Source organism: Shinella zoogloeoides, from assembly GCF_030733845.1.
Lineage (GTDB): Bacteria > Pseudomonadota > Alphaproteobacteria > Rhizobiales > Rhizobiaceae > Shinella > Shinella zoogloeoides_C.
Genome location: NZ_CP132311.1, coordinates 3,417,425 through 3,441,100, shown reverse-complemented (window position 1 = coordinate 3,441,100; position 23,676 = coordinate 3,417,425). Strand labels below are relative to the sequence as shown.

Below are 23,676 nucleotides of genomic sequence, written 5' to 3'. Positions count from 1 at the left end.
CGGACAGGCAATGATCGAGGAACGCCATATCGCAGCGCTGAAAGGCCTTGCCGGTGAGAAGGGGCTTCTCACCGAGCCTGCCGACATGGCCGCCTATGAGACGGGCGCGCGCTACGACAAGGGCCGCGCCGCCTTCGTCGCCCGGCCGGCCTCGACCGCCGAAGTATCCGCCATCGTCGCCTATTGCGTGCAGAGCGGCATCGCGCTCGTGCCGCAGTCCGGCAATACCGGCCTCGTCTCCGGCTCGACGCCGGACGATAGCGGCCGCCAGGGCATCTTGAGCCTCGACCGCCTGACCGCGCCTTTCAAGCTGGATCGCGTGAACCGTACGGTGAAGGCCGGTGCGGGCCTGCGCCTGTCCGATCTCAACGGCAGGCTGGAGGAAAGCGGCCTGTTCTTCCCGATCGACCTCGGCGCCGATCCGCGCCTTGGCGGCATGATCGCGACGAATACCGGCGGCTCGCGCTTCCTGCGCTACGGGGACGTGCGCCGCAACACGCTCGGCCTCACCGTCGTTCTCGCCGACGAGGCCGGCACCGTGCTCGACCTTTCGTCGGGCCTTCGCAAGAACAATACCGGCATCGACTGGAAGCAGCTCTTCATCGGCACCTCGGGCGCCTTCGGCATCGTCACCGAATGCGTGCTGAACCTCGAGCCCGCGCCCAAACAGTCCGCGGCGGCGCTGCTCGTGCCGTCCTCGCCCGAACAGGTCGCGACGCTGCTCGTTGCCATGGAAGATGCGCTCGGCAGCTACCTCTCGGCCTTCGAGGGCATGTCCGGCAATGCGGTGCGCGCCGCGCTTGACCATGTGCCTTCGCTGCGTAATCCCTTCCAGGGTGGCGTGGTGCCGGATTTCGTGATCCTCGCGGAAATCTCCCGCTCCAGCCTTCCACGCGAGGGCGAGCAGCCGCTCGATGCGGTGCTGGAGGAGGTGCTGGCGGCGGTCTGGGAGCGGGAGGACGCGCCGCTTGCGGACGCCTTCGTCGGCCCGCCGCACGAGATCTGGGCGCTGCGTCATGCGCTGTCGGAGGGCGTGAAGCATAGCGGTCGGTTGATCGCCTTCGATCTCTCCTTCCGCCGGGGTGACATCATGCCCTTCCTCGCCCATATGAAGGCGGCCATGCCCGATCATTTCGAGGATGTGACGATCTGCGATTTCGGCCATATCGGCGATGGCGGCGTGCACTTCAATCTCGTCGTCGCGAAAGACGACCCGCGCCTTGCCGATCCCGATTTCGAGACGGACCTGCGCGCCTGGGTCTTCACCGTCGCGGTCGAGCAGTTCGACGGCAGCTTCAGCGCAGAGCATGCCATCGGCCGCAAGAACCAAGCCTTCTACGACAAATACACCCCGGACGAGCTTCGCAAGCTGGCATCCGGGTTGAAGACCATCACCTCGCCGGGCCCGCTCGGCGCCATGACATTTTGACAGGACAACAGGGAGATACCCATGACGACCATCGACGTGAAAAAGGAAACGGAAGCCCTTCTCGACAAGCTGGGCGTTGCACGCAGCACCTGGCAGGGTGGTGACATGGCCTCCTACAGCCCGGTCAGCGGCGAGGAGATCGGCAAGCTGAAGACGATTTCCGCCGCCGAGACCGACAGTGCTATCGATGCCGCGCACGAAGCCTTCAAGGCATGGCGTCTCGTGCCCGCGCCGAAGCGCGGCGAACTCGTGCGCCTGCTCGGCGAGGAGCTACGCACCTCCAAGGCCGATCTCGGCCGCCTCGTTTCCATCGAAGCCGGCAAGATCACCTCCGAAGGCCTCGGCGAAGTGCAGGAAATGATCGACATCTGCGATTTCGCCGTCGGCCTTTCCCGCCAGCTCTACGGCCTCACCATCGCCACCGAGCGTCCTGGCCACCGCATGATGGAAACCTGGCATCCGCTCGGCGTCGTCGGCATCATCTCGGCCTTCAACTTCCCCGTCGCCGTCTGGTCGTGGAATGCGGCTCTGGCGCTGGTTGCCGGCAATTCCATCGTCTGGAAGCCCTCTGAAAAGACCCCGCTGACCGGTCTCGCCTGCCAGGCGATCCTCGATCGCGCCATCGCCCGCTTCGGCGATGCCCCGGCAAACCTCAGCCAGGTCCTCATCGGTGACCGCGCCATCGGCGAAGCCCTCGTCGACAACCACAAGGTCGCGCTCGTCTCGGCCACCGGCTCCACCCGCATGGGCAAGGAAGTCGGCCCGCGCCTCGCCAAGCGCTTCGCCCGCTCGATCCTCGAGCTCGGCGGCAACAATGCCGGCATCGTCTGCCCCTCGGCCGATCTCGACATGGCGCTGCGCGCCATCGCCTTCGGCGCGATGGGCACCGCCGGCCAGCGCTGCACGACGCTGCGCCGCCTCTTCGTGCATGACAGCGTCTACGACCAGCTCGTGCCGCGCCTTAAGAAGGCCTATACGAGCGTATCCGTGGGCAACCCGCTGGAAACCTCCGCCCTCGTCGGCCCGCTCGTCGACAAGCAAGCCTTCGACGGCATGCAGAAGGCACTGGCGGCGGCCAAGGCCGAAGGCGGTTCCGTCACCGGCGGCGAGCGTGTCACGGAAGCCGGCAAGGACACGGCCTACTACGTGAAGCCCGCCATCGTCGAAATGCCGAAGCAGGCCGGCCCGGTCCTCGAAGAGACCTTCGCGCCGATCCTCTACGTCATGAAGTATTCCGACTTCGATGCCGTTCTGGATGACCACAATGCCGTTGCTGCCGGCCTCTCCTCGTCGATCTTCACACTCAACGTCCAGGAGGCCGAGCGCTTCCTGTCGGCTGACGGTTCGGACTGCGGCATTGCCAACGTCAACATCGGCACGTCCGGCGCCGAGATCGGCGGCGCGTTCGGCGGCGAGAAGGAAACCGGCGGCGGCCGCGAATCCGGCTCCGACGCCTGGAAGGCCTATATGCGCCGCGCCACCAACACGGTGAACTACTCGAAGGCCCTGCCGCTCGCCCAGGGCGTCTCCTTCGATATCGAGTAAGCCGAGATGAACAGCCAGACCAAGATCGAGGAGGCGGGTTTTGTACCCGCCTCGCGCATCGCCGCCATCGGCGTTTCCAAAATCCTGCAGATCGGCGCCCGCGCCTCTGCCATGAAGAAGGAAGGCCTGCCGGTCATCATCCTCGGCGCCGGCGAACCTGATTTCGATACGCCCGACAACGTCAAGGCGGCTGCAAAGGCCGCCATCGACCGCGGCGACACCAAATACACCGCGCTCGACGGCACGCCGGAGCTGAAGAAGGCGATCTGCGAAAAATTCCACCGCGAGAACGGCATCGATTATGCGGTCGACGAAGTCACCGTCGCGACGGGCGCCAAGCAGATCCTGTTCAACGCCTTCATGGCGACGGTCAATCCGGGCGACGAGGTGATCATCCCGACGCCCTACTGGACGTCCTATTCCGACATCGTGGAAATCTGCGGCGGCGTGCCGGTGCTGATCCCCTGCGACGCGGAGGCCGGTTTCCGCCTGAAGGCCGAGCAGCTCGAAAAGGCGATCACGCCGAAGACCCGCTGGGTGCTTTTCAATTCGCCGTCCAACCCCTCGGGCGCCGCCTACAGTGAGGCCGATTATCGTCCGCTGCTCGACGTTTTGCTGCGCCATCCGCATGTCTGGCTGATGGTCGACGACATGTACGAGCACATCGTCTATGACGGCTTCAAGTTCGTGACCCCTGTTGCCATCGAGCCGCGCCTGAAGAGCCGCGCGCTGACGATCAACGGTGTCTCGAAGGCCTATGCCATGACCGGCTGGCGCATCGGCTATGCCGGCGGCCCGAAGGCGCTGATCAAGGCCATGGCGGTGATCCAGAGCCAGGCGACGTCCTGCCCGTCCTCCGTCAGCCAGGCCGCGTCGGTCGAAGCGCTCAACGGCCCGCAGGACTTCCTGAAGGAGCGCCAGGCGAGCTTCAAGCATCGCCGCGATCTCGTCGTCTCGGCGCTGAACGCCATTCCGGGTCTCGCCTGCCGCACGCCTGAGGGTGCGTTCTACACCTTCTCCGGCTGCGCCGGGGTGATCGGCAAGGTGACGCCCAAGGGCAAACTCATCGAGGCGGACAGCGACTTTACGGATTACCTCCTCGAAGACGCCCATGTCGCCGTCGTACCCGGCTCGGCTTTCGGCCTCTCGCCCTATTTCCGCATCTCCTATGCCACCTCGGAAGCGGAACTGACGGAAGCGCTGAAGCGCATCGCGGCGGCCTGCGCGCAGCTTTCCTGAGCCCGCCCGCCTTCGACCCTCTTGAGCCCGCTGCAGCCAGCCTGCGGCGGGCTTTTTCGTTGACCCGGCCCCTGGGGCCGGCCTCATAAAGCGGCGGTGAACGACAGGGAGGTGATTCGTGCGCAAGTCTGGCCTTCATCTGACCGCCGCCGAGGCGGCAAGGGAACTCGGCATTTCGGCAAAGGCTCTACGGCTTTACGAGCGCCACGGCCTGCTGGCGCCGCTGCGCACCGCCGCCGGCTGGAGGATCTACGGTCCGAGCGAGATGGCGCGCGCCAGGGACATCGTCGCCCTGCGCCGGCTGGATATGGGCCTTTCGCAGATCAAGCACGTTTTTTCGAGTGGCGCAGAAGACCTCAAGGCGGCGCTCGCACGGCATCAGGCGGGCCTCAAACGCCAGCTCGACCGGATCGCCGAGACTGTTCAATCCGTCGAGGCGGTGCGGGACAATCTGACGGCGACGGCGAATGCGACCGAGGTGGTTTCGCTGGCATTGCCCTGGCCGTGGGGCGGTGAGCGGTTCGAATTGCCCGCCCTGGCGCCCATCACCTACATTACCGGTCCCCTCGGCAGCGGCAAGACGCGGCTGGCGCGCGCGATCGCGCAAACCGTTCCGAATGCCGCCTTTATCGGGCTGGAGCGGCTGGACGATGGCGGCGCCGTGGAGACCGATGCGCGGAGTGATGCGCACCTCCGGATGCTTGCCGCGCAAGGTGCAGACCCGTCACCCGCGCTGACGGCGCTGGTTGCCGCCATGGAACGCTCGGCGGCGGCCGTCCTTGTCGTCGATATGGTGGAGCAGGGACTGGACCAGGCCACGCAGCAGGTGCTGCGGCATTATCTGCGTTTGCGGCCGTTTGGCGACCGGCCGCTCTTCCTGCTGACACGCTCCTCGTCGATCCTCGACCTTGCCGATATCAGGGTGGGGGAAAGCATCCTCTACTGCCCCGCCAACCACGATGTGCCGATGGCTGTAGTACCCCGGAAGGGTGCGCGGGGATATGAAGCGGTCGCCATGTGTCTGGCGACGCCCGCCGTCCGGTCGCGAACCGAGGGCGTGATCGCCTCTCGGCCGAGCGCGGCCTGATCCAAAAAAGGCCGGCTTGATGCCGGCCTTTTTAACGTGTCGGGTCGATGCCTCAGCGGCAGCCTTCGATCTGCTTCAGTGCCGCCGAAATGCCGGAGAGCGAATAGGAATAGGCCGTGCCGGTGCCGCGGCGCGACTTCGCTTGCACCTGCATGTCCTTGCCGTTCTTCATGGCCGCCACGAGCGCCGGTTCTTCCGCGGCGTTCTCCACCCAGGCCGAATTGCCCTTGGTGAACATCACGAAGCTGCGGCCGTCGATGACGACGTTGACCTTGGAGTTTTCCTGCAGCGGATAGCCCATCATCGCCTGGGGCTCGTAGCTGATGTTCTGGCCCGGGCGCTGTGAGACGAGGAAGAAGACGTCGCCGTGGTCGACACCCGCCGGGTTCTTCTCCTTGGGGACGGAGAGCACGTAGCAGACCTTGCCGCCGTTCGCCTGGTAGGAGTAGGCGCCCCAGGCATTGAACTGCTGAATGCGCGTCGGCGTCTGGGCCGAGGCAACGCCTGCGGTCGTCAGGACGAGGGCGAGTGCGGTTGCGAGCTTTCTTACGAACATGTTTTCCTGCCGGTTGTCTTGCCAATGATTTCCAGCCGAAGGGCGCGCCTTCGATGCCGGTGTCGGCCACGCATGATGACGATTTGATTTATTTTGACTTAATTCAGGTTACCAAACCGTCAACATGCACGCATTTTACAAAGGTCTTTCCGCGCCGCACCGGGACAAATTTGCGTCGAAAACCGCCGCTGCCTTTGAAATGAAAGGCGGGCGTGCCCAGTCCCCAGTTGGTGAGATAGAACCCGTCGAGATGCCTAAAGGCACAAGGAATAGGGCAAGAATTTGACCCGCATTCGCGCGGGTCCACGGCTGCCCGGCCTAACGGGCCGGTTGCATGTCCGGCTCGTCCGCAAGCGCCTTGTCCGCCGCCACATAGTGGTCGTCGCGGACATGGCCGCGGATCGCGGCGAAGGCCGCCGTCAGCACGGCGATGTCGTCGGAAAAACCGACAAGTGCGAAGAAATCAGGGATGCCGTCGAGCGGCAGCACGAAATAGACGAGCGCCGCAAGCAGGATACCGCGCACCTTGGTCGGCGTGCGGGGATCGAGCGCGCAATAGTAGGATGCAATGAGGTCGCGGCCGAAGGGAACCTGCCGCATGGCGCGCTTCAGCACCGGCCAGAAACGCTTCTTCACGCGCTGGCTCTGGCGCTCCTGCTCCTTCTCGTCTCCCGGCAGCAGAATCTCGCCGATCTTCACATCATCCATGCGGGGGCCTCCCTCGGGTGGCAGCGCCGGAAAAGCCCGGCGGGGAAACATATGGGGACGGGTTCACGTCGCTTCAACTCTTCGTGCGCAGGGCCGCCGCCTTCTCCATTGCCCCCGCCAGCTTGAAGTCGAGTTCGGTGAGGCCGCCGGCATCGTGGTTGGTCAGCCGCACGTCGACGCGGTTGTAGACGTTGAACCATTCGGGATGGTGATTGAACTTCTCCGCCGCAAGCGCGCCTTCCGTCATGAAGCCGAAGGCCTCGCGGAACGTCTTGAACTTGTAGCGCTTCTCGATGGCGATGCCGTCATCCGACCGGTTCCAGCCGTCAAGCGCGGCGAGCGCCTCGGAGATCGCGGCTTCATCGAGCTTTTCCTGTTTCATGGCATTCTCCCCTCTCGAAGATCATATCACATGAAAACGGCGCCCGAAGGCGCCGTGTTCCGTTTGTCTTGTCTTCGCCTCACACGAAGAACTGGCCGCCGTTCGCCGAAATCGTCGAGCCGGTGATGAAACCGGCATCGTCGGAGGCGAGGAAGACGACGATGCGGGCAATCTCGTCCGGCTCGCCGAGGCGACCGACCGGGATCTGCGGGATGATCCGCTCGTTCAGCACCTTTTCCGGGATGGCGCGCACCATTTCCGTGCCGATATAGCCGGGGCAGATGGCGTTGACCGTGATGCCCTTGGCGGCACCCTCCTGGGCGAGCGCCTTGGTGAAGCCGAGATCGCCGGCCTTGGCGGCGGAATAGTTCGCCTGGCCCATCTGGCCCTTCTGGCCGTTGATCGAGGAAATGTTGATGACGCGACCGAAGCTGCGGTCACGCATGCCGGACCAGACCGGATGGGTCATGTTGAAGAGGCCGGTGAGGTTGGTGTTGATGACCGCGCCCCACTGGTCGGGCGTCATCTTGTGGAACATCGCGTCCTTGGTGATGCCCGCATTGTTGACGAGAATGTCCACCGGGCCGAGATCGGCTTCCACCTTGGCTATTCCCCCGACGCAGGCCTCATAGCTCGACACGTCCCATTTGTAGACGGCGATGCCGGTTTCCGCCTTGAAGGCGTTGGCGGCCTCGTCATTGCCGGCATAGCTGGCAGCCACCTTGTATCCGGCCGCTTTCAGCGCAACCGAAATGGCTGCGCCGATGCCCCGCGATCCCCCCGTTACCAATGCTACCCTGCTCATGTGGCTCACTCCCCTGGCTGTTTTTGAGTCGACCCGTCGCCCTGCCGGCGGCAGGTCATGGCAAAGCAGTTTGTAAGCTGATGCTTACATGCTCTCAACGCACATCGCCACGCCCATGCCGCCGCCGATGCAGAGCGTGGCGAGGCCCTTGCGGGCGCCGCGGCGCTTCATTTCGAAGAGGAGCGTGTTGAGGATGCGGGCGCCGGATGCACCGATCGGATGACCGATGGCAATGGCGCCGCCGTTGACGTTGACGATGGATGGATCCCAACCGAGGTCCTTGTTGACCGCGCAGGCCTGCGCGGCGAAGGCCTCGTTGGCCTCGACGAGATCGAGGTCGCCGATCTTCCAGCCGGCGCGTTCCAGCGCCTTGCGGGAAGCCGGGATCGGGCCGGTGCCCATGATCTTCGGGTCGACGCCGGCCGTCGCCCAGGAGACGATGCGGGCGAGCGGCTGGATGCCGCGACGGGAGGCTTCCGCCTCGCTCATCAGGAGCGCCGCGGCGGCCCCGTCGTTGAGGCCGGACGCGTTGGCGGCCGTCACCGTGCCTTCCTTGTCGAAGGCGGGCCTGAGCTTGGCCATCGAATCGAGCGTCGCGCCATGGCGGATATATTCGTCGGCATCGACAGAGATGTCGCCCTTGCGGCCCTTGACGATGAAGGGAACGATCTCGTCCTTGAAGCGGCCTTCCTTCTGGGCGGCCTCGGCCTTGTTCTGCGAGGCGACGGCGAAGGTGTCCTGCTCGTCGCGCGAAAGCTGCCACTGCTTGGCGACGTTCTCGGCGGTGATGCCCATGTGGTAGCCGTAGAAGGCGTCGGTCAGGCCGTCCTTGATCATCGTATCGATCATCTTGAAATCGCCCATCTTCACGCCGCCGCGCAGATGCGCGCAATGCGGCGCCATGGACATGGATTCCATGCCGCCGGCGACGATGATGCCGGCATCTCCGGTGGCGATCTGCTGCATGCCGAGCGCCACGGCCCTGAGGCCCGAGCCGCAAAGCTGGTTCATGCCCCAGGCGGTCGCCTCCTGCGGCAGGCCGGCCTTCATGGCGGCCTGGCGGGCCGGGTTCTGCCCTTCGCCGGCCGGCAGCACCTGGCCGAGGATCACCTCGTTCACCTCGCCCGCCGCGACGCCCGCGCGTTCCAGAACCGCCGAAATGACCGTCGCCCCGAGTTCGTGGGCGGGCGTGTTGGCGAAGGCTCCGTTGAAGGACCCGACCGCGGTGCGGGCGGCGCTGGCGATGACGATGGATGGGGTGCTCATGGTGTGCTTCCTCAGTTCTGACGGCCTTGCGGGCGGCCTTGGAACCGGGTCCGACGCGCGAAAGGCGCGAGCCCGGCGGTTCTCCCGAAATCAAAACTGGCAAAGCGGAAGGGGAGAGTCAAACGGGATATCCAATGCCGCTAAAATTTCATCGACGCGGCGTGCAGCATGAAATTCCATGTTGCGCAGCATTCCTCGCCGCATCGCACAATTCGATTGTCAGCGCGCGTCTTTTTGCCGATACTTGAACGAACCAAAAAAGAAACAGGAATACCGGGACGAGGAAACCCTAATGGCCAGGAACGACGGTCAGATCGTCATCAAGAAATACGCCAACCGACGACTCTACAACACCGGCACGAGCACCTATGTGACGCTCGACGATCTCGCGGTCATGGTGAAGAAGGGCGAGGACTTCACCGTGCAGGACGCCAAGTCCGGCGACGACATCACCCATTCGGTGCTGACGCAGATCATCTTCGAGCAGGAATCCAAGACAGGCAACACGCTGCTGCCGATCTCGTTCCTGCGCCAGCTGATCTCCTATTACGGCGACCAGATGCAGATGGTGGTGCCGAGCTATCTCGAGCACTCCATGCAGGCCTTCACCGAGCAGCAGACGCAGATGCGCGAGCAGATCAACAAGACCTTCGGCGACACGCCGATCGGCAAGAACCTGCAGGTGCCGATGCAGATGGTCGAGGAGACGGTGCGGCGCAATACGGAAATGTTCCAGCAGGCGATGAAGATGTTCTCGCCCTTCGCCAACGCCGCGCCGCCCAAGGAGACCCGCAAGGCCGAGGCAAAGGACCTCGACGAGCTGAAGGAACAGCTTCGTGCGCTCCAGACGAAGCTCGACAACCTGAGCTGAAGGAACGGATGGCGCGGGGCAGCCCGCGCCGTTCATAGCCCGATCGAAAGATCCCGGCTCGCCGTGCGGATCGAGACCGCAAATCCCGCGATGACATCGATGAAGGTGATCGTCATCAGGATGAAGAAGATCTGCGTCGCTGCGCCTTGCACCAGCAGGAATTCGACCAGGAACACCACGAACAGCACCATCGACAGCATGTGATCGAGCAGGGCGCGAGAGCCCGGTCGCGTGGCCTTCAGGATTTCCACGAAGAGCAGCACGAGCGCGATCAGGATGAGGAGGTCCCCAAAGGCCATCGTCCAGGTCGTGCCGGACAGCATGTTGACCGCCATCACCTCGCTGTCGAGCACGGCGGCCCCGCCGTCACCGAACAGACCGGTCATGGCGAGATTGTAGAGGGCGAAGGGGATGATCAGCAGCGGTATGGCCAAAAGCATGGGCAAGGCTCCCTGGAACCGCTCTCGAACGGCGGCGTTCCGGCCCTCTTAGCCGAAGAATCGGCACAATAAAATGTCGCGGCGATCAGAACGGGCAAATGCCCAAAAGAAAAGGGCCGGACGAGCCGGCCCCTGATCTCGACTGATGCCGAAAGCGCGGATTACGCGCTTTCCTTCGGCGTCAGGACCTGGCGACCGCGGTACATGCCGGTCTTCAGGTCGATGTGGTGCGGACGGCGCAGTTCGCCCGAGTTCTTGTCTTCGATGTAGGTCGAACCCTTCAGAGCGTCTGCGGAACGGCGCATACCGCGCTTGGACGGGCTCGTTTTTCTTTTCGGTACAGCCATTTCACTAACTCCACTTATCGGGCAAACACATCCGAAGGCCACCGAATGGCCGACAAAGACATGTCTTTATCTCGGAAATTTGGCGGGCTTATACATGGCAAAACCCCGCTTGACCAGTCCCCGGCCGGATTTTTTCGAATTCCCGGCTCAGGCCTCGTCTTCCGGCACGATCCACGGTTCGGCAAGAGCCGCCGCCTGCCATTTCTGCCAGGCCGGATGTGCCTTCATGCGCGCCATATAGGCCAATACGGTTTCGTCCCGCGTCAGGCAATAGGCCTCCAGCCGATTGACGACCGGCGCATACATGGCGTCGGCGGCCGAAAAGGCGCCGAACAGGAACGGCCCGCCGGAGCGCACCAGCGCGTCCTTCCAGAGCGTTTCGATCCGCGCCACGTCGTCCGTCACGCCTTCGGGCAGGTCGATCGCACCCGGCTTGCGGCGGATGTTCATCGGACAGGCATTGCGCAGGGCACGAAAGCCCGAGAGCATTTCCATCGAGATCGCCCGCGCCTCGGCGCGCGCCGCGCGGTCCTTCGGCCAGATGCCGGCTTCGGGGAAGAGTTCGGCGGCATATTCGATGATGGCGAGCGATTCCCATACCCGCACCGCGCCATGGTGCAGCACCGGCACCTTGCCCGTCGGCGAGATCTTGCGGAACTGCGGATTGCCGGCGGGAAAGTCGAAGGGGATCACATGGTCCGTAAAGGGCACGCCCGCCGCTTCCAGCGCGATCCATGGCCGGAACGACCAGGAGGAATAGTTCTTGTTGCCGACATAGAGGATGAGGTCCGACATTTCTGGCTCCTTGTGCGGATCGGACCGTAGGCGTTCACCGGCGGCAGCACCAATGAAAACCCATGAACTCACTCATAAAGACACTTGATATATTCGCCGGACCGGGTTGCCCGCCGCTCGATGAGGCGGGCAAGGCGCTGCAGGCCGCGCCCGGGTTTGCCGGCATTGCGCTCGTAGGGATTGGGCAGCGAGACGGCGAGAAGGGCGGCCTGCCGACGCGAGAGCTTGGCGGCCGGCACGTTGAAATGGTGCTGGGCGGCCGCCTCGATGCCGTAGATGCCCGGCCCCCATTCGGCGATGTTGAGGTAGATTTCCATCAGCCGCCGCTTGCTCCAGACGAAATCCGCCACCACCGCCAGCGGCAGTTCCATCACCTTGCGCAGGAAGGATCGCCCGTTCCACAGGAAGAGGTTCTTTGCCGTCTGCATGGGGATGGTGCTCGCGCCGCGCGTCTGTTCGCCGGCCAGCGCCTCGTTCACCACGGCGCGCATCTCGCCCCAGTCGACGCCGGCATGACGGCAGAACTGCCCGTCCTCGGACATCATGACCGCCTGCACGAGATGGGGGGAAATCTCGTCGAACTCGACCCATTGCCGGTCATAGCCGCGCAGAAGCGCCAGATCGCGCAGCATGAGTGTGGATACCGGGCGGACGAACTCCACCGTATAGAGCAGGATCAGCACATAGGGCAGCGCGATGAAAGCGAGCACGGCAAGCAGGACGCGTCGCCAGTTCCGGCGAAGCCGGCTCATCCAGCCGTCCCTCTCACCGGTTCCAACCTCCATGTCTGCCCGTGTTTCCGGTACGATGTCCAAGAGCCGGCGTCCGTCCTTCCGTCGTTGCGCCTTCATACCGTCCCGGCTCTTCAAAAACCAGTCTGCGGCGCGATTCTTTGAAGCAGTCCAGACCATTCCCGTTGCTTCACCCGATGGCCCATGCCAAACAGCGGCCATGAGCGAACGTTACCAGGAATTCCTGTCCCTCCTGAGGACCAATGCCGAAGCGGTAGAGGCGCTGCTCGCCGCCCTTCTGTCGGCCGATATGCAGGGGGACGAGATCGCGCGGCCCGAGCGCCTGCTTGCCGCCATGCGCCATGGCGTGCTGAACGGCGGCAAGCGGCTGCGGCCCTTCCTCGTCATCGAATCCGCCGCGCTCTTCCCCAACGTGGAACGCCGGACGGCCTTGCGCATCGGCGCCGCGCTGGAATGCATCCACTGCTATTCCCTCGTCCATGACGACCTGCCGGCCATGGACGACGACGATCTTCGCCGCGGCCAGCCGACGGTGCACATCGCCTTCGACGAGGCCGCCGCCATCCTGGCCGGCGATACGTTGCTGACGCTCGCCTTCGACATCGTCGCTGCGCCCGAGACGCACCTGCCCGACGCCACCAAGACGGCGCTGGTGCTGGCGCTGGCCCGCGCCGCCGGCATCGGCGGCATGGCCGGCGGCCAGGCGCTCGACCTTGCGGCGGAGAGGCACACACCGGACGAGGGCGGCATCGTCACGCTCCAGGCCATGAAGACGGGCGCGCTCCTGCGTTTTGCCTGCGAGGCCGGCGCCATCATCGCCGGGGCTTCGGATGAAGACCGCCGCGCGCTGCGCCGCTATGGCGAAACCATCGGCCTCGCCTTCCAGATCGCCGACGACCTGCTCGATCTCACCGCCGACGCGGCCACCATGGGCAAGGCGACCGGCAAGGACGCCGGGCGCGGCAAGGCGACGCTCGTTTCCCGCCGCGGCCAGGCCTGGGCCGAACAGCGACTGAAGGAACTCGTCACGGAGGCCGAGGCGCTGCTTGCGCCGTTCAGCCATCGGGCCGGCATTCTCATAGAAACCGCCCATTTCATTGCAAATCGCAGGAACTGACGTCATGAGCAAATTCTGGTCGCCGATCGTCGCCACGCTCAAGCCCTATGTCGCAGGCGAGCAGCCGCGCATAGCCAACCTCATCAAGCTCAACACCAACGAAAACCCCTACGGCCCCTCGCCGAAAGCGGTCGCCGCCATGCAGGAGGCCGTCGCCGACAGCCTGAAGCTCTATCCCGATCCGGGCGCGCTCGCGCTGCGCCAGTCCATCGCCCGCTTCCACGGTGTCGATGCCGACGAGGTCTTCGTCGGCAACGGGTCGGACGAGGTGCTGGCGCACGCCTTCGTGGCGCTGCTCAAGCACGACAAGCCGCTGCTCTACCCTGACATCACCTACAGCTTCTATCCGACCTATTGTCGCCTGTTCGGCATCGAGGCGTTGGAAATCCCGCTGAAGGACGATTTCACCGTCGATCTTGCGGACTACGATCGCCCCGCCGGCGCGATCATCCTGCCGAACCCGAACGCCCCGACTGGCATCGGCCTGCCGCTGGCCGCCGTCGAGGCGCTCGTTGCCGGGCATCCGGACCAGCCGGTGGTGGTCGACGAGGCCTATATCGATTTCGGCGGCGAGAGTGCGATCCCGCTGACGAAGAAGTACGACAACCTGCTGGTCATCCACACGCTGTCCAAATCTCGCTCGCTTGCGGGCCTGCGTGTCGGCTACGCCATCGGCCAGCGTCCGCTGATCGATGCGCTGGAGCGCGTCAAGGACAGCTTCAATTCCTACCCGCTCGACCGCGTGGCGCAGGCCGGCGCAGCCGCCGCCATCGACGACCGCGCCTGGTTCGACGAGACGCGCGGCAAGGTCATCGAGACGCGTGAGCGCGTCACCGGGGCGCTGCGCCAGCGTGGCTTCGAGGTCCTGCCCTCACAGGCCAATTTCGTATTCGCCCGTCACCCCGATCACGGCGGCGAAGCATTGGCCAAGGGCCTGCGCGAGCGCGCCGTGCTGGTGCGCCATTTCGCCAAGCCCCGTATCTCGGATTTCCTGCGCATCACCATCGGCACGCCGGAGGAATGCGATCGGCTGATTTCGGCGATCGAAGAGATCGTCTAAGCCCGAACCCTATCAATAATCCCCTTCCCGTAATCCGATCTCCGGCCGCGGGGAGAGGGACATGTGGTGCAATTCTCCCGCTTGGCGGGTCGGAGATGATTGGGTATCGTTGTGGGATATTCACTCGGTGCCGCATGACCGACCTTACGCCCTACCTGCCACAGCTCGCTGTCGCCTGGACGGCTTATTTCATCGCCACCGCCTCGCCGGGGCCGGCGATCATCGCCATCATCGCTACCTCGATCAGCCAGGGCCGCCGCGCCGGGCTTGCGCTCGCCTCCGGCGTGCTGACGGGCTCGTATATCTGGGCGATCCTCACGGCATCAGGCCTTTCCGCCCTCATTCGCACCTATGGCGAGGCGATCGTCGTGCTGAAGATCATCGGCGGCTGCTACCTGCTCTGGCTTGCCTGGAATGCCTATCGGGCGGCGCGCAAGAGCGAGGAAACCTATCGCGCCCAGATGTCCGCCCTGCCGCCGCTCTCCCCGCGCCGGCAATATCTGAAGGGCCTCGGCATCCACATCACCAACCCAAAGGCGATCTTCAACTGGATCATGCTCACATCGCTCGGCATGCCGCCCGGCGCGCCCGGCGGCGTCATGGCGACCTTCATCGCCGGCTGCATGGTGATGGGGGTCTGCGTCTTCCTCGGCTTCGCGCTGGTCTTCTCGCTCGGCCCCGTGCACCGCGCCAATCTGAAGGCGCGCCGTGCCATCGAAGGCGTCATGGCCGCCTTCTTCGCCTTTGCCGGCGTCAAGCTGCTGACGACGCGGCTCTGATCATTCGGCCGCCGCCTGCCCCGCGCCGTAGCGCTTCTCGATATAGTCGTTGACCAGCGCCTCGAATTCGCCGGCGATGTTGGTGCCGCGCAGCGTCATCGCCTTCTTGCCGTCGACATAAACAGGCGCGATGGGGAGTTCCCCGGTGCCCGGCAGCGAGATGCCGATATCGGCATGCTTGCTCTCGCCCGGTCCGTTGACGATGCAGCCCATGACGGCGACCTTGAGGCCTTCCACGCCCGGATATTTCTCGCGCCAGACCGGCATGTTCTTGCGGATGTCGTCCTGGATCTTCTGGGCCAGCTCCTGGAAGACCGTCGAGGTCGTGCGCCCGCAACCCGGACAGGCGGCAACGACGGGGATGAACTGGCGGAAGCCCATGACCTGCAGCAGCTCTTGCGCCACCTGCACCTCGCGGGTGCGGTCGCCGCCGGGCTCCGGCGTCAGCGAAATGCGGATCGTGTCGCCGATACCCTGCTGCATGAGGATGCCGAGCGCGGCGGAGGAGGCGACGACGCCCTTGGTGCCCATGCCGGCTTCCGTGAGGCCGAGATGCAGCGCATGGTCGGAGCGCGCCGACAGCATCGCATAGACCGCGATGAGGTTCTGCACGTTGGAGACCTTGGCCGAGAGGATGATGTGATCGCGCGCAAGGCCGATCTCTTCCGCGAGTTCGGCGGACAGCAGCGCCGACTGGCAGATCGCCTCGCGCATCACCTGCTGGGCGGTCAGCGGGAAACCCTTGTCCTGGTTCTCGTCCATCAGCCGCGTCAGAAGCTCCTGGTCGAGCGAGCCCCAGTTGACGCCGATGCGCACCGGCTTGTCGTGGCGGATCGCCGTCTCGACGATCGCCGCGAACTGCTTGTCCTTCTTGTCCTTGAAGCCGACATTGCCGGGATTGATGCGATACTTCGCCAGCGCCTCGGCGCAGGCCGGATGATCGGCCAGCAGCTTGTGGCCGATATAATGGAAGTCGCCGACCAGCGGCACGTCGAGGCCGAGGCGGAGAAGGCGCTCGCGGATCTTCGGCACCGCCGCCGCGCTCTCGTCGCGGTCGACCGTGATGCGCACGATTTCCGAGCCCGCGCGATGCAGCGCGGCCACCTGGGCGACCGTTCCATCGATATCGGCCGTGTCCGTATTGGTCATCGACTGCACGACGACCGGCGCGCCGCCGCCGACGAGCACGCCGCCGACATCGACACCGACGGACCGGCGCCGCGGCTTCGGTTCAAAATCGAAGGAAAAGGACATGTGGAGCCTCTTGCTCGAAAAGCGGCCACGCGCCGCTTGGCGCGCGCGGCCTTTGCCCTCAGGTGGATCAGGAAATGTGGCTTGTCAACCGCAAGCAACGGCACGCGCGAGGATTTGATCGCCGAGCGTGCCGTCGGGCTCAGTGGTGATCGCGCACATCCGCATGCACCGCATGGTGCGAGAGCAGGAGCACGACGATGAAGAGCAGCGGCAGGAGCGCGAAGATGAGCGCAAAGCCGGTATGCTCGGCGATGAAGCCGATGACGGACGGCGCGAACAGCGAGCCGGAATAGCCCATCGCTGTCGTCACCGAAAGCGCCACGCCCTGCGCGAAGCCCGGCAGGTTGCCCGCGGCGGAGAAAGCGATCGGCACCATGTTGGAAATGCCGACGCCGCAGAGCGCAAAGCCCACCATCGCCACATAGGCGTTGGGCGCCGTGCCGGCGATCACCATGCCGACGATGGCCGTCACCGTGCAGAAGCGCAGCGTCCTCACGGCACCGAAGCGGTCGCGCACATGATCGCCGGCAAAGCGCATCACGGCCATGGTCAGGGAGAAGGTGCCGAAGGCGAAACCGGAAAGCGCCAGCGACGCGCCGAGTTCGTCGCGCATGTAGAGCGCACCCCAATCGAGGATCGCGCCTTCCGGCACCATGCAGAACAGTGCCATGAGGCCGATCAGCCAGGGCAGCGGCGTCATCGGCAGGCGCACCTTGCGGTGTTCCTCGCTCGGATGGGGCGCATCGTGCAGGATGCGCGGCCAGAGGACGAGGAGCATTACCGCCCCGACGACGGTCAGCAGCGCGGCATGGCCCATCACGCCGAGCGCCGCCATGAGGAAGCCGCCGGTCGTCGCGCCGATGAAGGCGCCGAGGCTCCAGAAGGCATGGCAGGACGACATGATCGCCCGCCGCATCGACTTCTCCACCTCCACGGCATTGCCGTTCATCGCGACGTCCATCGCCCCCATCAGCCCGCCGAAGCAGAAGATGGCGACGGCGCCGAAGGGAATGGTCGTCGCAAGCGACAGGAGCAGCATGGTCGAAAGAAACAGAACCGTCGCGCCCTTCAGCGTGCGCGTCGTGCCGTAATGGGCGATCAGGATGCCGGCGATCGGCATCAGGATCAGCGAGCCGATGCCGAAGCACATGATCATCAGCCCGAGCCCGGCTTCGGTGAGCCCCAGGCGGCTTGCGAATTCCGGGATCTTCGGCGCCCAGGCGCCGGCGAAAATGCCGTTGAGCAGGAAGAGGCCGGAGATCGCGATCCGCGTTGGCGGGAAATAGGACCTGGCGAAGGATTTGCCGGCAAGGGCGTTTTCGGGCGTCGTCATGTTCGTTCCATTTCTGGGAAGGTCGGTGCCGCGCGCTCAGCCGGCGCGCAGGGTTTCGATGCCGGCCGCCGTCAGAGCGGCGGCCTCCGTTTCGTCCGCATCCGCCTCGATGACGGCGCGTGCCACGCGGGAAAGCGGCACGACCGAATAGGGGGCGGCGGTGGAAAGCTTGTCGTTGGTGATCGCGACCAGCACGGTCTTCGTGCGTGAGGCCAGGAAGCGCTTGAATTCCGCGTCCTCGAACGTGTAGGCCGTCACGCCCGCCTCTACGTCGATACCGCATACGCCGAGCACGAGAATGTCGGGGCGGAAGGCCTCGGCATCGCGCATCGCCTTGGCGCCGATGGCCCCGCCGACATCGGGATCGATCAGCCCGCCGAGCTGGATCGTCGTGATATCGCGCTCGAGGAGCGCCGCGGCAATGGCCGGCGCATTGGTGATGACGGTGAGGTCGCTGCCGGCCGGTAACGCGCGGGCGAGGGCCAGGTTGGTGCTGCCGGCATCGAGGAAGACGGTGGCACCGGCCGGAATGAGCGCTGCCGCCGCGCGCGCAAGCGCCGCCTTGCGTTCGCCGCCGACCGCCATGCGCTCGTTCATCGTGCGCGCCGCCGCGTGGGACACGCGCAACGCGCCGCCATAGACGCGGCGGCAGAGGCCGGACGCCGCCATCTCGCGCAGGTCCCGCCGGATCGTGTCCTCCGACACGCCGAGTTCCTGCGCCAGTTCCGCCGCGATCACCCGCCCCGAAAGGTCGAGCCGTGTGCGGATGAGATCCTGCCGTTCCCCGAGAAGAAGATCCTGTATCGACATCGCCTACGCCAAATCATGCATGATTGGATGACAATGCGCACAAACAGGCATAACCGTCAACGATCGGGGAATTCACGTTTGGTGACGCCGGGCAAACAAAAACCCCGCCGTCTCCGGCGGGGTCCTTGCGATCAGCCATCCGGCTGCTGCCTGCGTTACTCGCGGTTGCCGAGGAAGCGCAGCAGGAACAGGAAGAGGTTGATGAAGTCGAGGTAGAGCGTCAGCGCGCCCATGATGGCCTTTCGGCCGGCCACGGCGGCGTCGTCCGCATCGAAGTACATTTCCTTGATCTTCTGCGTATCCCAGGCCGTCAGACCTGCGAAGACCAGAACGCCGATCGCGGAGATCGCGAAGTCGAGCGCCGAGGACTGCAGGAACAGGTTGACGAGCGAGGCGATGATCAGGCCGAAGAGGCCCATGATCAGGAACGAGCCCATCGCGGAGAGGTCCCGCTTCGTCGTGTAGCCGAACAGCGACAGCGCGCCGAAGGCCGCGGCGGAGACGAAGAAGGTCTGCGCGATGCTGGCGCCCGTGTAGATCAGGAAGATCGACGACAGCGACAGGCCCATCAGGCCGGCATAGACCCAGAAGGTCGCCTGCGCGGCACCGACGCTCATCGTATGGATGCGGAAGCTCAGGAAAAAGACCAGCGCGAGCGGGGCGAGCATGACGACCCACTTCAGCGGGCTCACATAGATCGCCTGGCCGAAGGCGGTCAGCTGACCGTCGGCGAAGGCTGCCTGCGAGGCGAAGTAAGCCACGACGCCCGTAATCGCGAGGCCAAGGGCCATCAGGTTGTAGACCCGGAGCATATAGGCGCGCAGGCCCTCATCGATGACCGCGCCGGCCTGAGCGCCGGCATTGGCCGTTCGGGTCTGGTAATTGCGGAGATCAGCCATGTTATCCTCTCGTAAAGCCCCCTGTCGTGTACGGTGTCGGGCGCCCGCCTGTCCGCTCCGTTCGATCGAAGCACTTGCGGGTCCAGGCAGCCGCTGCGGGGCTCCAGCTTGCCTGCCCATGAATATGCGCATGAATTGTGTCTCGCACAAGACCCGCAACCGCGGCAGCGCCGCGGGTCCTGCCGATTTCATAGCTCGCGCAGGACGGGGGCGGCCTTCTGCCCCAGAATGCGCCAGGTGCCGGCAAGGCCCATGCCCACGGTCAGGACAAGGGCGATCGCCACGGTGACGACGGCGACGTCGGGCAGGAAGCTGGAGGGCAGCGTCATTATGCGGCTGACCACGAACCACGCGGCCACCCCGCCGGCGAAGAGCGCGAAGACCGCCGTCGCCAGCCCCAGCATCAGGTATTCGTAGCTGAACGCCCGGATGAGCATCGCCCGCGTCGCGCCGAGCGTCTTCAGGACGACGGCATCGTGCACGCGCGCCCGGTTGCCTGCGGCAAGCGCGCCGGCCAGCACGAGGACCGAGGCGATGAGTGCGACGGCCGCCGCCGCGCGGATCGCCGTCGCGAGCTGGCCGACCAGCTCGTTGACGACATCGAGCGCATCCTTGACGCGTACGCTCGTGACGGTCGGATAGGCGTTGGTGATGGCCTTCAGCGCTGTGGCCTCCTCGACCGCCGTCGCCGACGGGTCGATGACGGTGGCGAGCCAGGCATGCGGCGCGCCGGCAAAGGTGTTCGGCGAGAAGACCATGACGAAGTTGATCGACAGCGATTCCCACTCGACATTGCGGAAATTGGCGATGCGCGCCGTGATGTTGCGGCCGAGCACGTTGACGGTCACGGTATCGCCGAGCTTGAGGCCGAGTTCGCGGCCTTCTTCCGCCGAGAAGGAGACGAGCGGCTCGCCGGAATAGTCCTCCGGCCACCATTCGCCTTCGGACAGGGTCGAGTTTTCCGGCACGCGCTTGGCATAGGTGATGCCGCGGTCGCCGCGCAGCACCCATTGTCCCTCCGGCGGCACCGTGACCTTGGCGACGTCCACGCCGTTGAGCTCCATCACCCGGCCGCGCAGCATCGGCACCTCGATGATCTTGCCTTCCGGCATGTTCGCCTTCAGCACGTCGCGAAAGCCTTCTACTTCGCTGCTCTGGATATCGACGAAGAAGAAATTCGGCGCACGCTCCGGCAGGTTGCCGGTAAGCTCGCGGCGCAGGTTCCCGTCGATCAGCGTCAGCGTGACCAGCAGCGCAAGGCCAAGGCCGAGCGAGAGAACGACGGAGGAGGTCAGCGCCCCCGGCCGGTGGATATTGCCGACGGCGAGCCGCAGTGCCGGCGAATTGACCCGCGGGCTGCGTTTCGCCAGCGCCGTGATCAGCATGGCGACGGCGCGCAGCACGACGAAGGCGAAGGCGATTGCGCCGAGGAAGACGACGGCGATGTAACGGTCATAGGCCGTGAAGATCGCCAGCCCCGCCAGAGCCGCGAGGAAGGCGGCAGCGCCCAGCACATAGGGCCAGCTCGGCAGCCGGCCGGCATCGAACCCCTGTTCGCGGAACAGCGCCGTCGCCGGCACCTCACGGGCATGGCCAAGCGGCAGGACCGCGAAGGCGAGCGCCGTCAGGAGCCCGAAGACCGCCGCCAGCAGCAGGGCGGAGGGATAGAGCGCCGTCTCGGCCGGCACCGGCAGCACGCCGCCGAGGAACTGCATGGCCACCGGCGGCATCAGCGCGCCGACGACAAGGCCGATGACGATGCCGATCGATGCGATCAGTGCGATCTGCGTCAGATAGACCAGCGCGACCAGCGAGGCGGGCGCGCCGAGGCATTTGAAGGTCGCGATAACCGAGCGCTTGGAATCGAGATAGGCGCGCACGGCATTCGCCACGCCCACGCCCCCGACGATCAGCGCCGTCAGGCCGACGAGCGTCAGGAACTGCGAGAAACGGGTGATATTGGCCGTCAGCGACGGCGCCGCGCTGTCGGACGTGCGGATCGACCAGCCGGCTGTCGGGAAGGCCTTGTTGGCCTCCGCCCTGAGCGTTTCGAGGGATGTTGCGGGATCGGCGAGGCGGATACGATAGGCATTCTCCACAAGGCTGCCGGTCTGCACGAGCCCGCTTGCCTGCAGGGCCTCTTCCGACAGCATCAGCCGCGGCGCGAAGCCGAACCCTTCGGAAACGGCATCCGGCTCGCGCGTGAGCGTCGCCGCAATCTTCAGCTTTGCCGTGCCGAGCAGGATCTCGTCGCCGACGGCGATGCCGAGCCGGTCGAGCAGCAGCGGCGCGACCACGACACCGTAGGCGTCACCCTCTCTAGCGAAAAGCGTCGAGGCAGGCCTGTTCGGCTCGGCCTCCAGCGCGCCGTAGAGCGGATAGGCGCCGTCGACGCCCTTGGCCTCGACCAGCGTCTGGTCGGAGCCGTCAGGCAGGCGCACCATGGAGCGCAGGCCTGTCGACAGCGACACGTCGCCGAGGCTCTGGAAATGTTTCAGCTCCTCCGGCGTCGCGAAACGGTTCCTGAACTCGAAGCGCACGTCGCCGGCCAGCAGCGTCTGCCCCTGCGAGGCGATCGCCTGGGTGATGGCGCTCGATACCGAATTGACGCCTGCGATCGCTGCCGTGCCGAGCGCGATGCAGGCGAGGAAGATGTAGAAGCCTTTCAGGCCGCCGCGCATTTCGCGCAGCGCCAGGCGCAAGGCCAGCGGAAACTGGCGGAGGACCGTGCCGATCCTCATGCCGGCACCGCTTGGACGGGAGCCCGGACGGGCGCCGCGCCCGAAACGATCTCGCCGGAGCGCATGGCGACCTGCCGGCCGCAGCGGGCGGCAAGCGCGGGATCATGCGTCACCAGTACCAGCGTCGTGCCGCGCTCGGCCTGCTTGGAGAAGAGGAGATCGGCGATCTGCTGGCCGGTCTCGGTGTCAAGATTGCCGGTCGGCTCGTCGGCGATCAGCAGCTTCGGCGAAGGGGCCAGTGCCCGGGCGATCGCCACGCGCTGCTGCTCGCCGCCGGAAAGCTGGCCGGGATAGTGCGACAGGCGCTCGCCGAGCCCCACGGCCGTCAGCTCGCGCCGCGCGATCTCGAAGGCGTCGCGCACATTGGCGAGTTCCAGCGGCACCGCGACGTTTTCCAGCGCCGTCATGTTGGGAATGAGGTGGAAGGACTGGAAGACGATGCCGATGTTGCGGCCGCGGAAATCCGCCACCTGATCCTCGTTCATTCCGTGCAGGCCCGCGCCGTCGATATGGATCTCGCCGCTGTCCAGCCGCTCGAGGCCGGCGAGCACCATCAGCAGCGTCGACTTGCCGGAGCCCGACGGGCCGACGATCCCGACCGATTCGCCCGCATCGATCGCAAGGTCGATCCCCTTCAGCACATGAACGGACGCGGCCGCCTGGCCGAGGGTGAGATCGGCTTTTTTCAGATCGATGATGGTTTTGGCCAAGGAATTCTGCCCTATATGTATCGGAAACACTGGAATGCCAGCAATCTAGGAATAGCTCCATGTCGTTTAAAGCGGCCGTCGGATTTTTCGCCTCACTTGCGATCACAGCTTTGTTATCCGCCGGCATCGCACAGGCTGCGCCCGTCAAGCTCGTCGGCTTCGGCGACAGCCTGATGGCCGGCTACCAGCTTCCCGCCGCCGATGCCTTTCCGGTCAAGCTGGAGGCTGCGCTGCGCGCCAAAGGCTACGAGGTCGAGATCGCGAATGCGGGCGTTTCCGGCGATACGACGTCCGGCGGCCTTGCCCGGCTCGACTGGTCGATCCCGGACGGAACGCAGGGCGTAATCCTCGAACTCGGCGCCAACGACGCCCTGCGCGGCATCGCCCCGGAGGAGACCGAGAAGAACCTCGACGCCATGCTGGCCCGGCTCAAGGAGCGGGGCATCCCGGTCCTGCTTGCCGGCATGCTGGCCCCGCCCAACATGGGTGCGGACTATGCCGCGCGCTTCAACGGCATCTACCAGCGCCTTTCGGAAAAGCACGGCGTACCGCTCTATCCGTTCTTCCTCGAAGGCGTCGTCACCAAGGCGAACCTCCAGATCGAGGACGGCATGCATCCCAACCCGGAGGGCGTGGACGTCATGGTCCAGTCGATCCTCCCGACGGCGGAAGCCTTCCTCAAGTCGATATCGGCAGGGGAGTAGTTATCGCGGGTGCGAAATAAGGGTTGCGCGAAAGTCCTTTGCGTGAT

24 protein-coding genes are annotated in these 23,676 nt (G+C 65.2%); 9 read left to right on the top strand and 15 right to left on the bottom strand.

Annotated elements, in window-relative coordinates:
* The first annotated feature begins 10 nt into the window (after nucleotides 1-10).
* The 4 genes from Q9316_RS17955 (at nucleotide 11) to Q9316_RS17940 (ending at nucleotide 5,300) form a co-directional block, all read left to right on the top strand.
* On the top strand, nucleotides 11-1,429 hold the full coding sequence (locus Q9316_RS17955) for an FAD-binding oxidoreductase (protein ID WP_306032925.1): 1,419 nt from the start codon (nucleotides 11-13) through the stop codon (nucleotides 1,427-1,429).
* Between the two features lie 21 nt (nucleotides 1,430-1,450).
* Complete coding sequence (gene amaB, locus Q9316_RS17950) at nucleotides 1,451-2,974, top strand: L-piperidine-6-carboxylate dehydrogenase (RefSeq protein WP_306032924.1); 1,524 nt, start codon at nucleotides 1,451-1,453, stop codon at nucleotides 2,972-2,974.
* A gap of 6 nt (nucleotides 2,975-2,980) precedes the next feature.
* Nucleotides 2,981-4,213 carry a pyridoxal phosphate-dependent aminotransferase gene (locus Q9316_RS17945; protein WP_306032923.1) on the top strand — a complete coding sequence of 411 codons (1,233 nt, stop codon included), beginning with the start codon at nucleotides 2,981-2,983 and terminating at the stop codon, nucleotides 4,211-4,213.
* 118 nt (nucleotides 4,214-4,331) lie between these two features.
* Nucleotides 4,332-5,300, top strand: coding sequence for a MerR family transcriptional regulator (locus tag Q9316_RS17940; RefSeq protein WP_306032922.1), 969 nt, complete (start codon nucleotides 4,332-4,334; stop codon nucleotides 5,298-5,300).
* A gap of 52 nt (nucleotides 5,301-5,352) precedes the next feature.
* Here Q9316_RS17940 and Q9316_RS17935 read toward each other — a convergent pair whose 3' ends face one another.
* The 5 genes from Q9316_RS17935 to Q9316_RS17915 all read right to left on the bottom strand — a co-directional run bounded on the left by Q9316_RS17935 (nucleotide 5,353) and on the right by Q9316_RS17915 (nucleotide 9,017).
* Nucleotides 5,353-5,856 carry an invasion associated locus B family protein gene (locus Q9316_RS17935; protein ID WP_306032921.1) on the bottom strand — a complete coding sequence of 168 codons (504 nt, stop codon included), beginning with the start codon at nucleotides 5,854-5,856 and terminating at the stop codon, nucleotides 5,353-5,355.
* Between the two features lie 318 nt (nucleotides 5,857-6,174).
* Entirely contained in the window at nucleotides 6,175-6,564 is a 390-nt protein-coding gene (locus tag Q9316_RS17930) for a YkvA family protein (RefSeq protein WP_306032920.1), read from the bottom strand.
* 73 nt (nucleotides 6,565-6,637) lie between these two features.
* Nucleotides 6,638-6,946: a 4a-hydroxytetrahydrobiopterin dehydratase gene (locus Q9316_RS17925; protein WP_306032919.1), complete on the bottom strand. Its 309-nt coding sequence runs from the start codon at nucleotides 6,944-6,946 to the stop codon at nucleotides 6,638-6,640.
* A gap of 79 nt (nucleotides 6,947-7,025) precedes the next feature.
* On the bottom strand, nucleotides 7,026-7,751 hold the full coding sequence (locus Q9316_RS17920; RefSeq protein ID WP_306032918.1) for a beta-ketoacyl-ACP reductase: 726 nt from the start codon (nucleotides 7,749-7,751) through the stop codon (nucleotides 7,026-7,028).
* Between the two features lie 84 nt (nucleotides 7,752-7,835).
* The gene (locus tag Q9316_RS17915; RefSeq protein ID WP_306032917.1) at nucleotides 7,836-9,017 is read right to left on the bottom strand and encodes an acetyl-CoA C-acetyltransferase; all 1,182 of its coding nucleotides are present in this window, start codon (nucleotides 9,015-9,017) and stop codon (nucleotides 7,836-7,838) included.
* A gap of 292 nt (nucleotides 9,018-9,309) precedes the next feature.
* Between Q9316_RS17915 and phaR the strand changes: the two genes are divergently transcribed.
* The gene (gene phaR, locus Q9316_RS17910) at nucleotides 9,310-9,888 is read left to right on the top strand and encodes a polyhydroxyalkanoate synthesis repressor PhaR (RefSeq protein ID WP_306032916.1); all 579 of its coding nucleotides are present in this window, start codon (nucleotides 9,310-9,312) and stop codon (nucleotides 9,886-9,888) included.
* A gap of 32 nt (nucleotides 9,889-9,920) precedes the next feature.
* Here the strand turns inward: phaR and Q9316_RS17905 are convergent, their stop codons facing one another.
* The 4 genes from Q9316_RS17905 to mtgA all read right to left on the bottom strand — a co-directional run bounded on the left by Q9316_RS17905 (nucleotide 9,921) and on the right by mtgA (nucleotide 12,255).
* Entirely contained in the window at nucleotides 9,921-10,328 is a 408-nt protein-coding gene (locus Q9316_RS17905) for a hypothetical protein (protein ID WP_306032915.1), read from the bottom strand.
* Between the two features lie 161 nt (nucleotides 10,329-10,489).
* Nucleotides 10,490-10,675 carry a 50S ribosomal protein L32 gene (gene rpmF, locus Q9316_RS17900; protein ID WP_069060722.1) on the bottom strand — a complete coding sequence of 62 codons (186 nt, stop codon included), beginning with the start codon at nucleotides 10,673-10,675 and terminating at the stop codon, nucleotides 10,490-10,492.
* 147 nt (nucleotides 10,676-10,822) lie between these two features.
* Entirely contained in the window at nucleotides 10,823-11,470 is a 648-nt protein-coding gene (locus tag Q9316_RS17895; RefSeq protein WP_306032914.1) for a glutathione S-transferase family protein, read from the bottom strand.
* A 68-nt stretch (nucleotides 11,471-11,538) separates the two neighbouring features.
* Nucleotides 11,539-12,255 (bottom strand): monofunctional biosynthetic peptidoglycan transglycosylase, encoded by a 717-nt coding sequence (mtgA, locus tag Q9316_RS17890; protein WP_306032913.1) that lies wholly within the window; start codon nucleotides 12,253-12,255, stop codon nucleotides 11,539-11,541.
* 166 nt (nucleotides 12,256-12,421) lie between these two features.
* On the opposite strand from mtgA, the gene Q9316_RS17885 reads away from it, so the two are divergent.
* The 3 genes from Q9316_RS17885 to Q9316_RS17875 all read left to right on the top strand — a co-directional run bounded on the left by Q9316_RS17885 (nucleotide 12,422) and on the right by Q9316_RS17875 (nucleotide 15,178).
* Nucleotides 12,422-13,339, top strand: a complete 918-nt coding sequence (locus tag Q9316_RS17885; RefSeq protein WP_306032912.1) for a polyprenyl synthetase family protein — start codon at nucleotides 12,422-12,424, stop codon at nucleotides 13,337-13,339.
* A 4-nt stretch (nucleotides 13,340-13,343) separates the two neighbouring features.
* Nucleotides 13,344-14,399 (top strand): histidinol-phosphate transaminase, encoded by a 1,056-nt coding sequence (gene hisC / locus Q9316_RS17880; RefSeq protein WP_306032911.1) that lies wholly within the window; start codon nucleotides 13,344-13,346, stop codon nucleotides 14,397-14,399.
* A 134-nt stretch (nucleotides 14,400-14,533) separates the two neighbouring features.
* On the top strand, nucleotides 14,534-15,178 hold the full coding sequence (locus tag Q9316_RS17875; protein ID WP_306032910.1) for a LysE family translocator: 645 nt from the start codon (nucleotides 14,534-14,536) through the stop codon (nucleotides 15,176-15,178).
* On the opposite strand, the gene ispG is transcribed toward Q9316_RS17875, so the two are convergent.
* The 6 genes from ispG to Q9316_RS17845 all read right to left on the bottom strand — a co-directional run bounded on the left by ispG (nucleotide 15,179) and on the right by Q9316_RS17845 (nucleotide 22,925).
* Nucleotides 15,179-16,432: a flavodoxin-dependent (E)-4-hydroxy-3-methylbut-2-enyl-diphosphate synthase gene (gene ispG, locus Q9316_RS17870; RefSeq protein ID WP_306032909.1), complete on the bottom strand. Its 1,254-nt coding sequence runs from the start codon at nucleotides 16,430-16,432 to the stop codon at nucleotides 15,179-15,181.
* A 139-nt stretch (nucleotides 16,433-16,571) separates the two neighbouring features.
* Nucleotides 16,572-17,765, bottom strand: coding sequence for an MFS transporter (locus Q9316_RS17865; RefSeq protein WP_306032908.1), 1,194 nt, complete (start codon nucleotides 17,763-17,765; stop codon nucleotides 16,572-16,574).
* A 36-nt stretch (nucleotides 17,766-17,801) separates the two neighbouring features.
* A complete protein-coding gene (locus tag Q9316_RS17860) occupies nucleotides 17,802-18,569 on the bottom strand; it encodes a DeoR/GlpR family DNA-binding transcription regulator (RefSeq protein ID WP_371878015.1) in 768 nt (255 codons plus the stop codon).
* Nucleotides 18,570-18,730: 161 nt separating this feature from the next.
* Nucleotides 18,731-19,474: a Bax inhibitor-1/YccA family protein gene (locus Q9316_RS17855; protein ID WP_306032906.1), complete on the bottom strand. Its 744-nt coding sequence runs from the start codon at nucleotides 19,472-19,474 to the stop codon at nucleotides 18,731-18,733.
* A 188-nt stretch (nucleotides 19,475-19,662) separates the two neighbouring features.
* Nucleotides 19,663-22,215, bottom strand: a complete 2,553-nt coding sequence (locus Q9316_RS17850) for an ABC transporter permease (protein ID WP_306032905.1) — start codon at nucleotides 22,213-22,215, stop codon at nucleotides 19,663-19,665.
* Nucleotides 22,212-22,925, bottom strand: a complete 714-nt coding sequence (locus Q9316_RS17845) for an ABC transporter ATP-binding protein (protein ID WP_306032904.1) — start codon at nucleotides 22,923-22,925, stop codon at nucleotides 22,212-22,214. Before Q9316_RS17845 ends, Q9316_RS17850 begins: the two co-directional genes overlap by 4 nt.
* A 59-nt stretch (nucleotides 22,926-22,984) precedes the next feature.
* Between Q9316_RS17845 and Q9316_RS17840 the strand changes: the two genes are divergently transcribed.
* Nucleotides 22,985-23,629: an arylesterase gene (locus Q9316_RS17840; RefSeq protein WP_306032903.1), complete on the top strand. Its 645-nt coding sequence runs from the start codon at nucleotides 22,985-22,987 to the stop codon at nucleotides 23,627-23,629.
* Nucleotides 23,630-23,676: the final 47 nt, after the last annotated feature.

Bases quoted from the DNA above. Each gene is read 5' to 3' on its own strand.
- Q9316_RS17920 (WP_306032918.1), bottom strand. From the start codon at position 7,751: ATGAGCAGGGTAGCATTGGTAACGGGGGGATCGCGGGGCATCGGCGCA.
- Q9316_RS17865 (WP_306032908.1), bottom strand. From the start codon at position 17,765: ATGACGACGCCCGAAAACGCCCTTGCCGGCAAATCCTTCGCCAGGTCC.
- Q9316_RS17930 (WP_306032920.1), bottom strand. From the start codon at position 6,564: ATGGATGATGTGAAGATCGGCGAGATTCTGCTGCCGGGAGACGAGAAG.
- Q9316_RS17905 (WP_306032915.1), bottom strand. From the start codon at position 10,328: ATGCTTTTGGCCATACCGCTGCTGATCATCCCCTTCGCCCTCTACAAT.
- Q9316_RS17850 (WP_306032905.1), bottom strand. From the start codon at position 22,215: ATGAGGATCGGCACGGTCCTCCGCCAGTTTCCGCTGGCCTTGCGCCTG.
- Q9316_RS17955 (WP_306032925.1), top strand. From the start codon at position 11: ATGATCGAGGAACGCCATATCGCAGCGCTGAAAGGCCTTGCCGGTGAG.
- Q9316_RS17885 (WP_306032912.1), top strand. From the start codon at position 12,422: ATGAGCGAACGTTACCAGGAATTCCTGTCCCTCCTGAGGACCAATGCC.
- Q9316_RS17945 (WP_306032923.1), top strand. From the start codon at position 2,981: ATGAACAGCCAGACCAAGATCGAGGAGGCGGGTTTTGTACCCGCCTCG.
- rpmF (WP_069060722.1), bottom strand. From the start codon at position 10,675: ATGGCTGTACCGAAAAGAAAAACGAGCCCGTCCAAGCGCGGTATGCGC.
- ispG (WP_306032909.1), bottom strand. From the start codon at position 16,432: ATGTCCTTTTCCTTCGATTTTGAACCGAAGCCGCGGCGCCGGTCCGTC.
- Q9316_RS17915 (WP_306032917.1), bottom strand. From the start codon at position 9,017: ATGAGCACCCCATCCATCGTCATCGCCAGCGCCGCCCGCACCGCGGTC.
- hisC (WP_306032911.1), top strand. From the start codon at position 13,344: ATGAGCAAATTCTGGTCGCCGATCGTCGCCACGCTCAAGCCCTATGTC.
- Q9316_RS17875 (WP_306032910.1), top strand. From the start codon at position 14,534: ATGACCGACCTTACGCCCTACCTGCCACAGCTCGCTGTCGCCTGGACG.
- Q9316_RS17935 (WP_306032921.1), bottom strand. From the start codon at position 5,856: ATGTTCGTAAGAAAGCTCGCAACCGCACTCGCCCTCGTCCTGACGACC.
- Q9316_RS17855 (WP_306032906.1), bottom strand. From the start codon at position 19,474: ATGGCTGATCTCCGCAATTACCAGACCCGAACGGCCAATGCCGGCGCT.
- Q9316_RS17895 (WP_306032914.1), bottom strand. From the start codon at position 11,470: ATGTCGGACCTCATCCTCTATGTCGGCAACAAGAACTATTCCTCCTGG.
- Q9316_RS17840 (WP_306032903.1), top strand. From the start codon at position 22,985: ATGTCGTTTAAAGCGGCCGTCGGATTTTTCGCCTCACTTGCGATCACA.
- Q9316_RS17925 (WP_306032919.1), bottom strand. From the start codon at position 6,946: ATGAAACAGGAAAAGCTCGATGAAGCCGCGATCTCCGAGGCGCTCGCC.
- amaB (WP_306032924.1), top strand. From the start codon at position 1,451: ATGACGACCATCGACGTGAAAAAGGAAACGGAAGCCCTTCTCGACAAG.
- phaR (WP_306032916.1), top strand. From the start codon at position 9,310: ATGGCCAGGAACGACGGTCAGATCGTCATCAAGAAATACGCCAACCGA.
- mtgA (WP_306032913.1), bottom strand. From the start codon at position 12,255: ATGGAGGTTGGAACCGGTGAGAGGGACGGCTGGATGAGCCGGCTTCGC.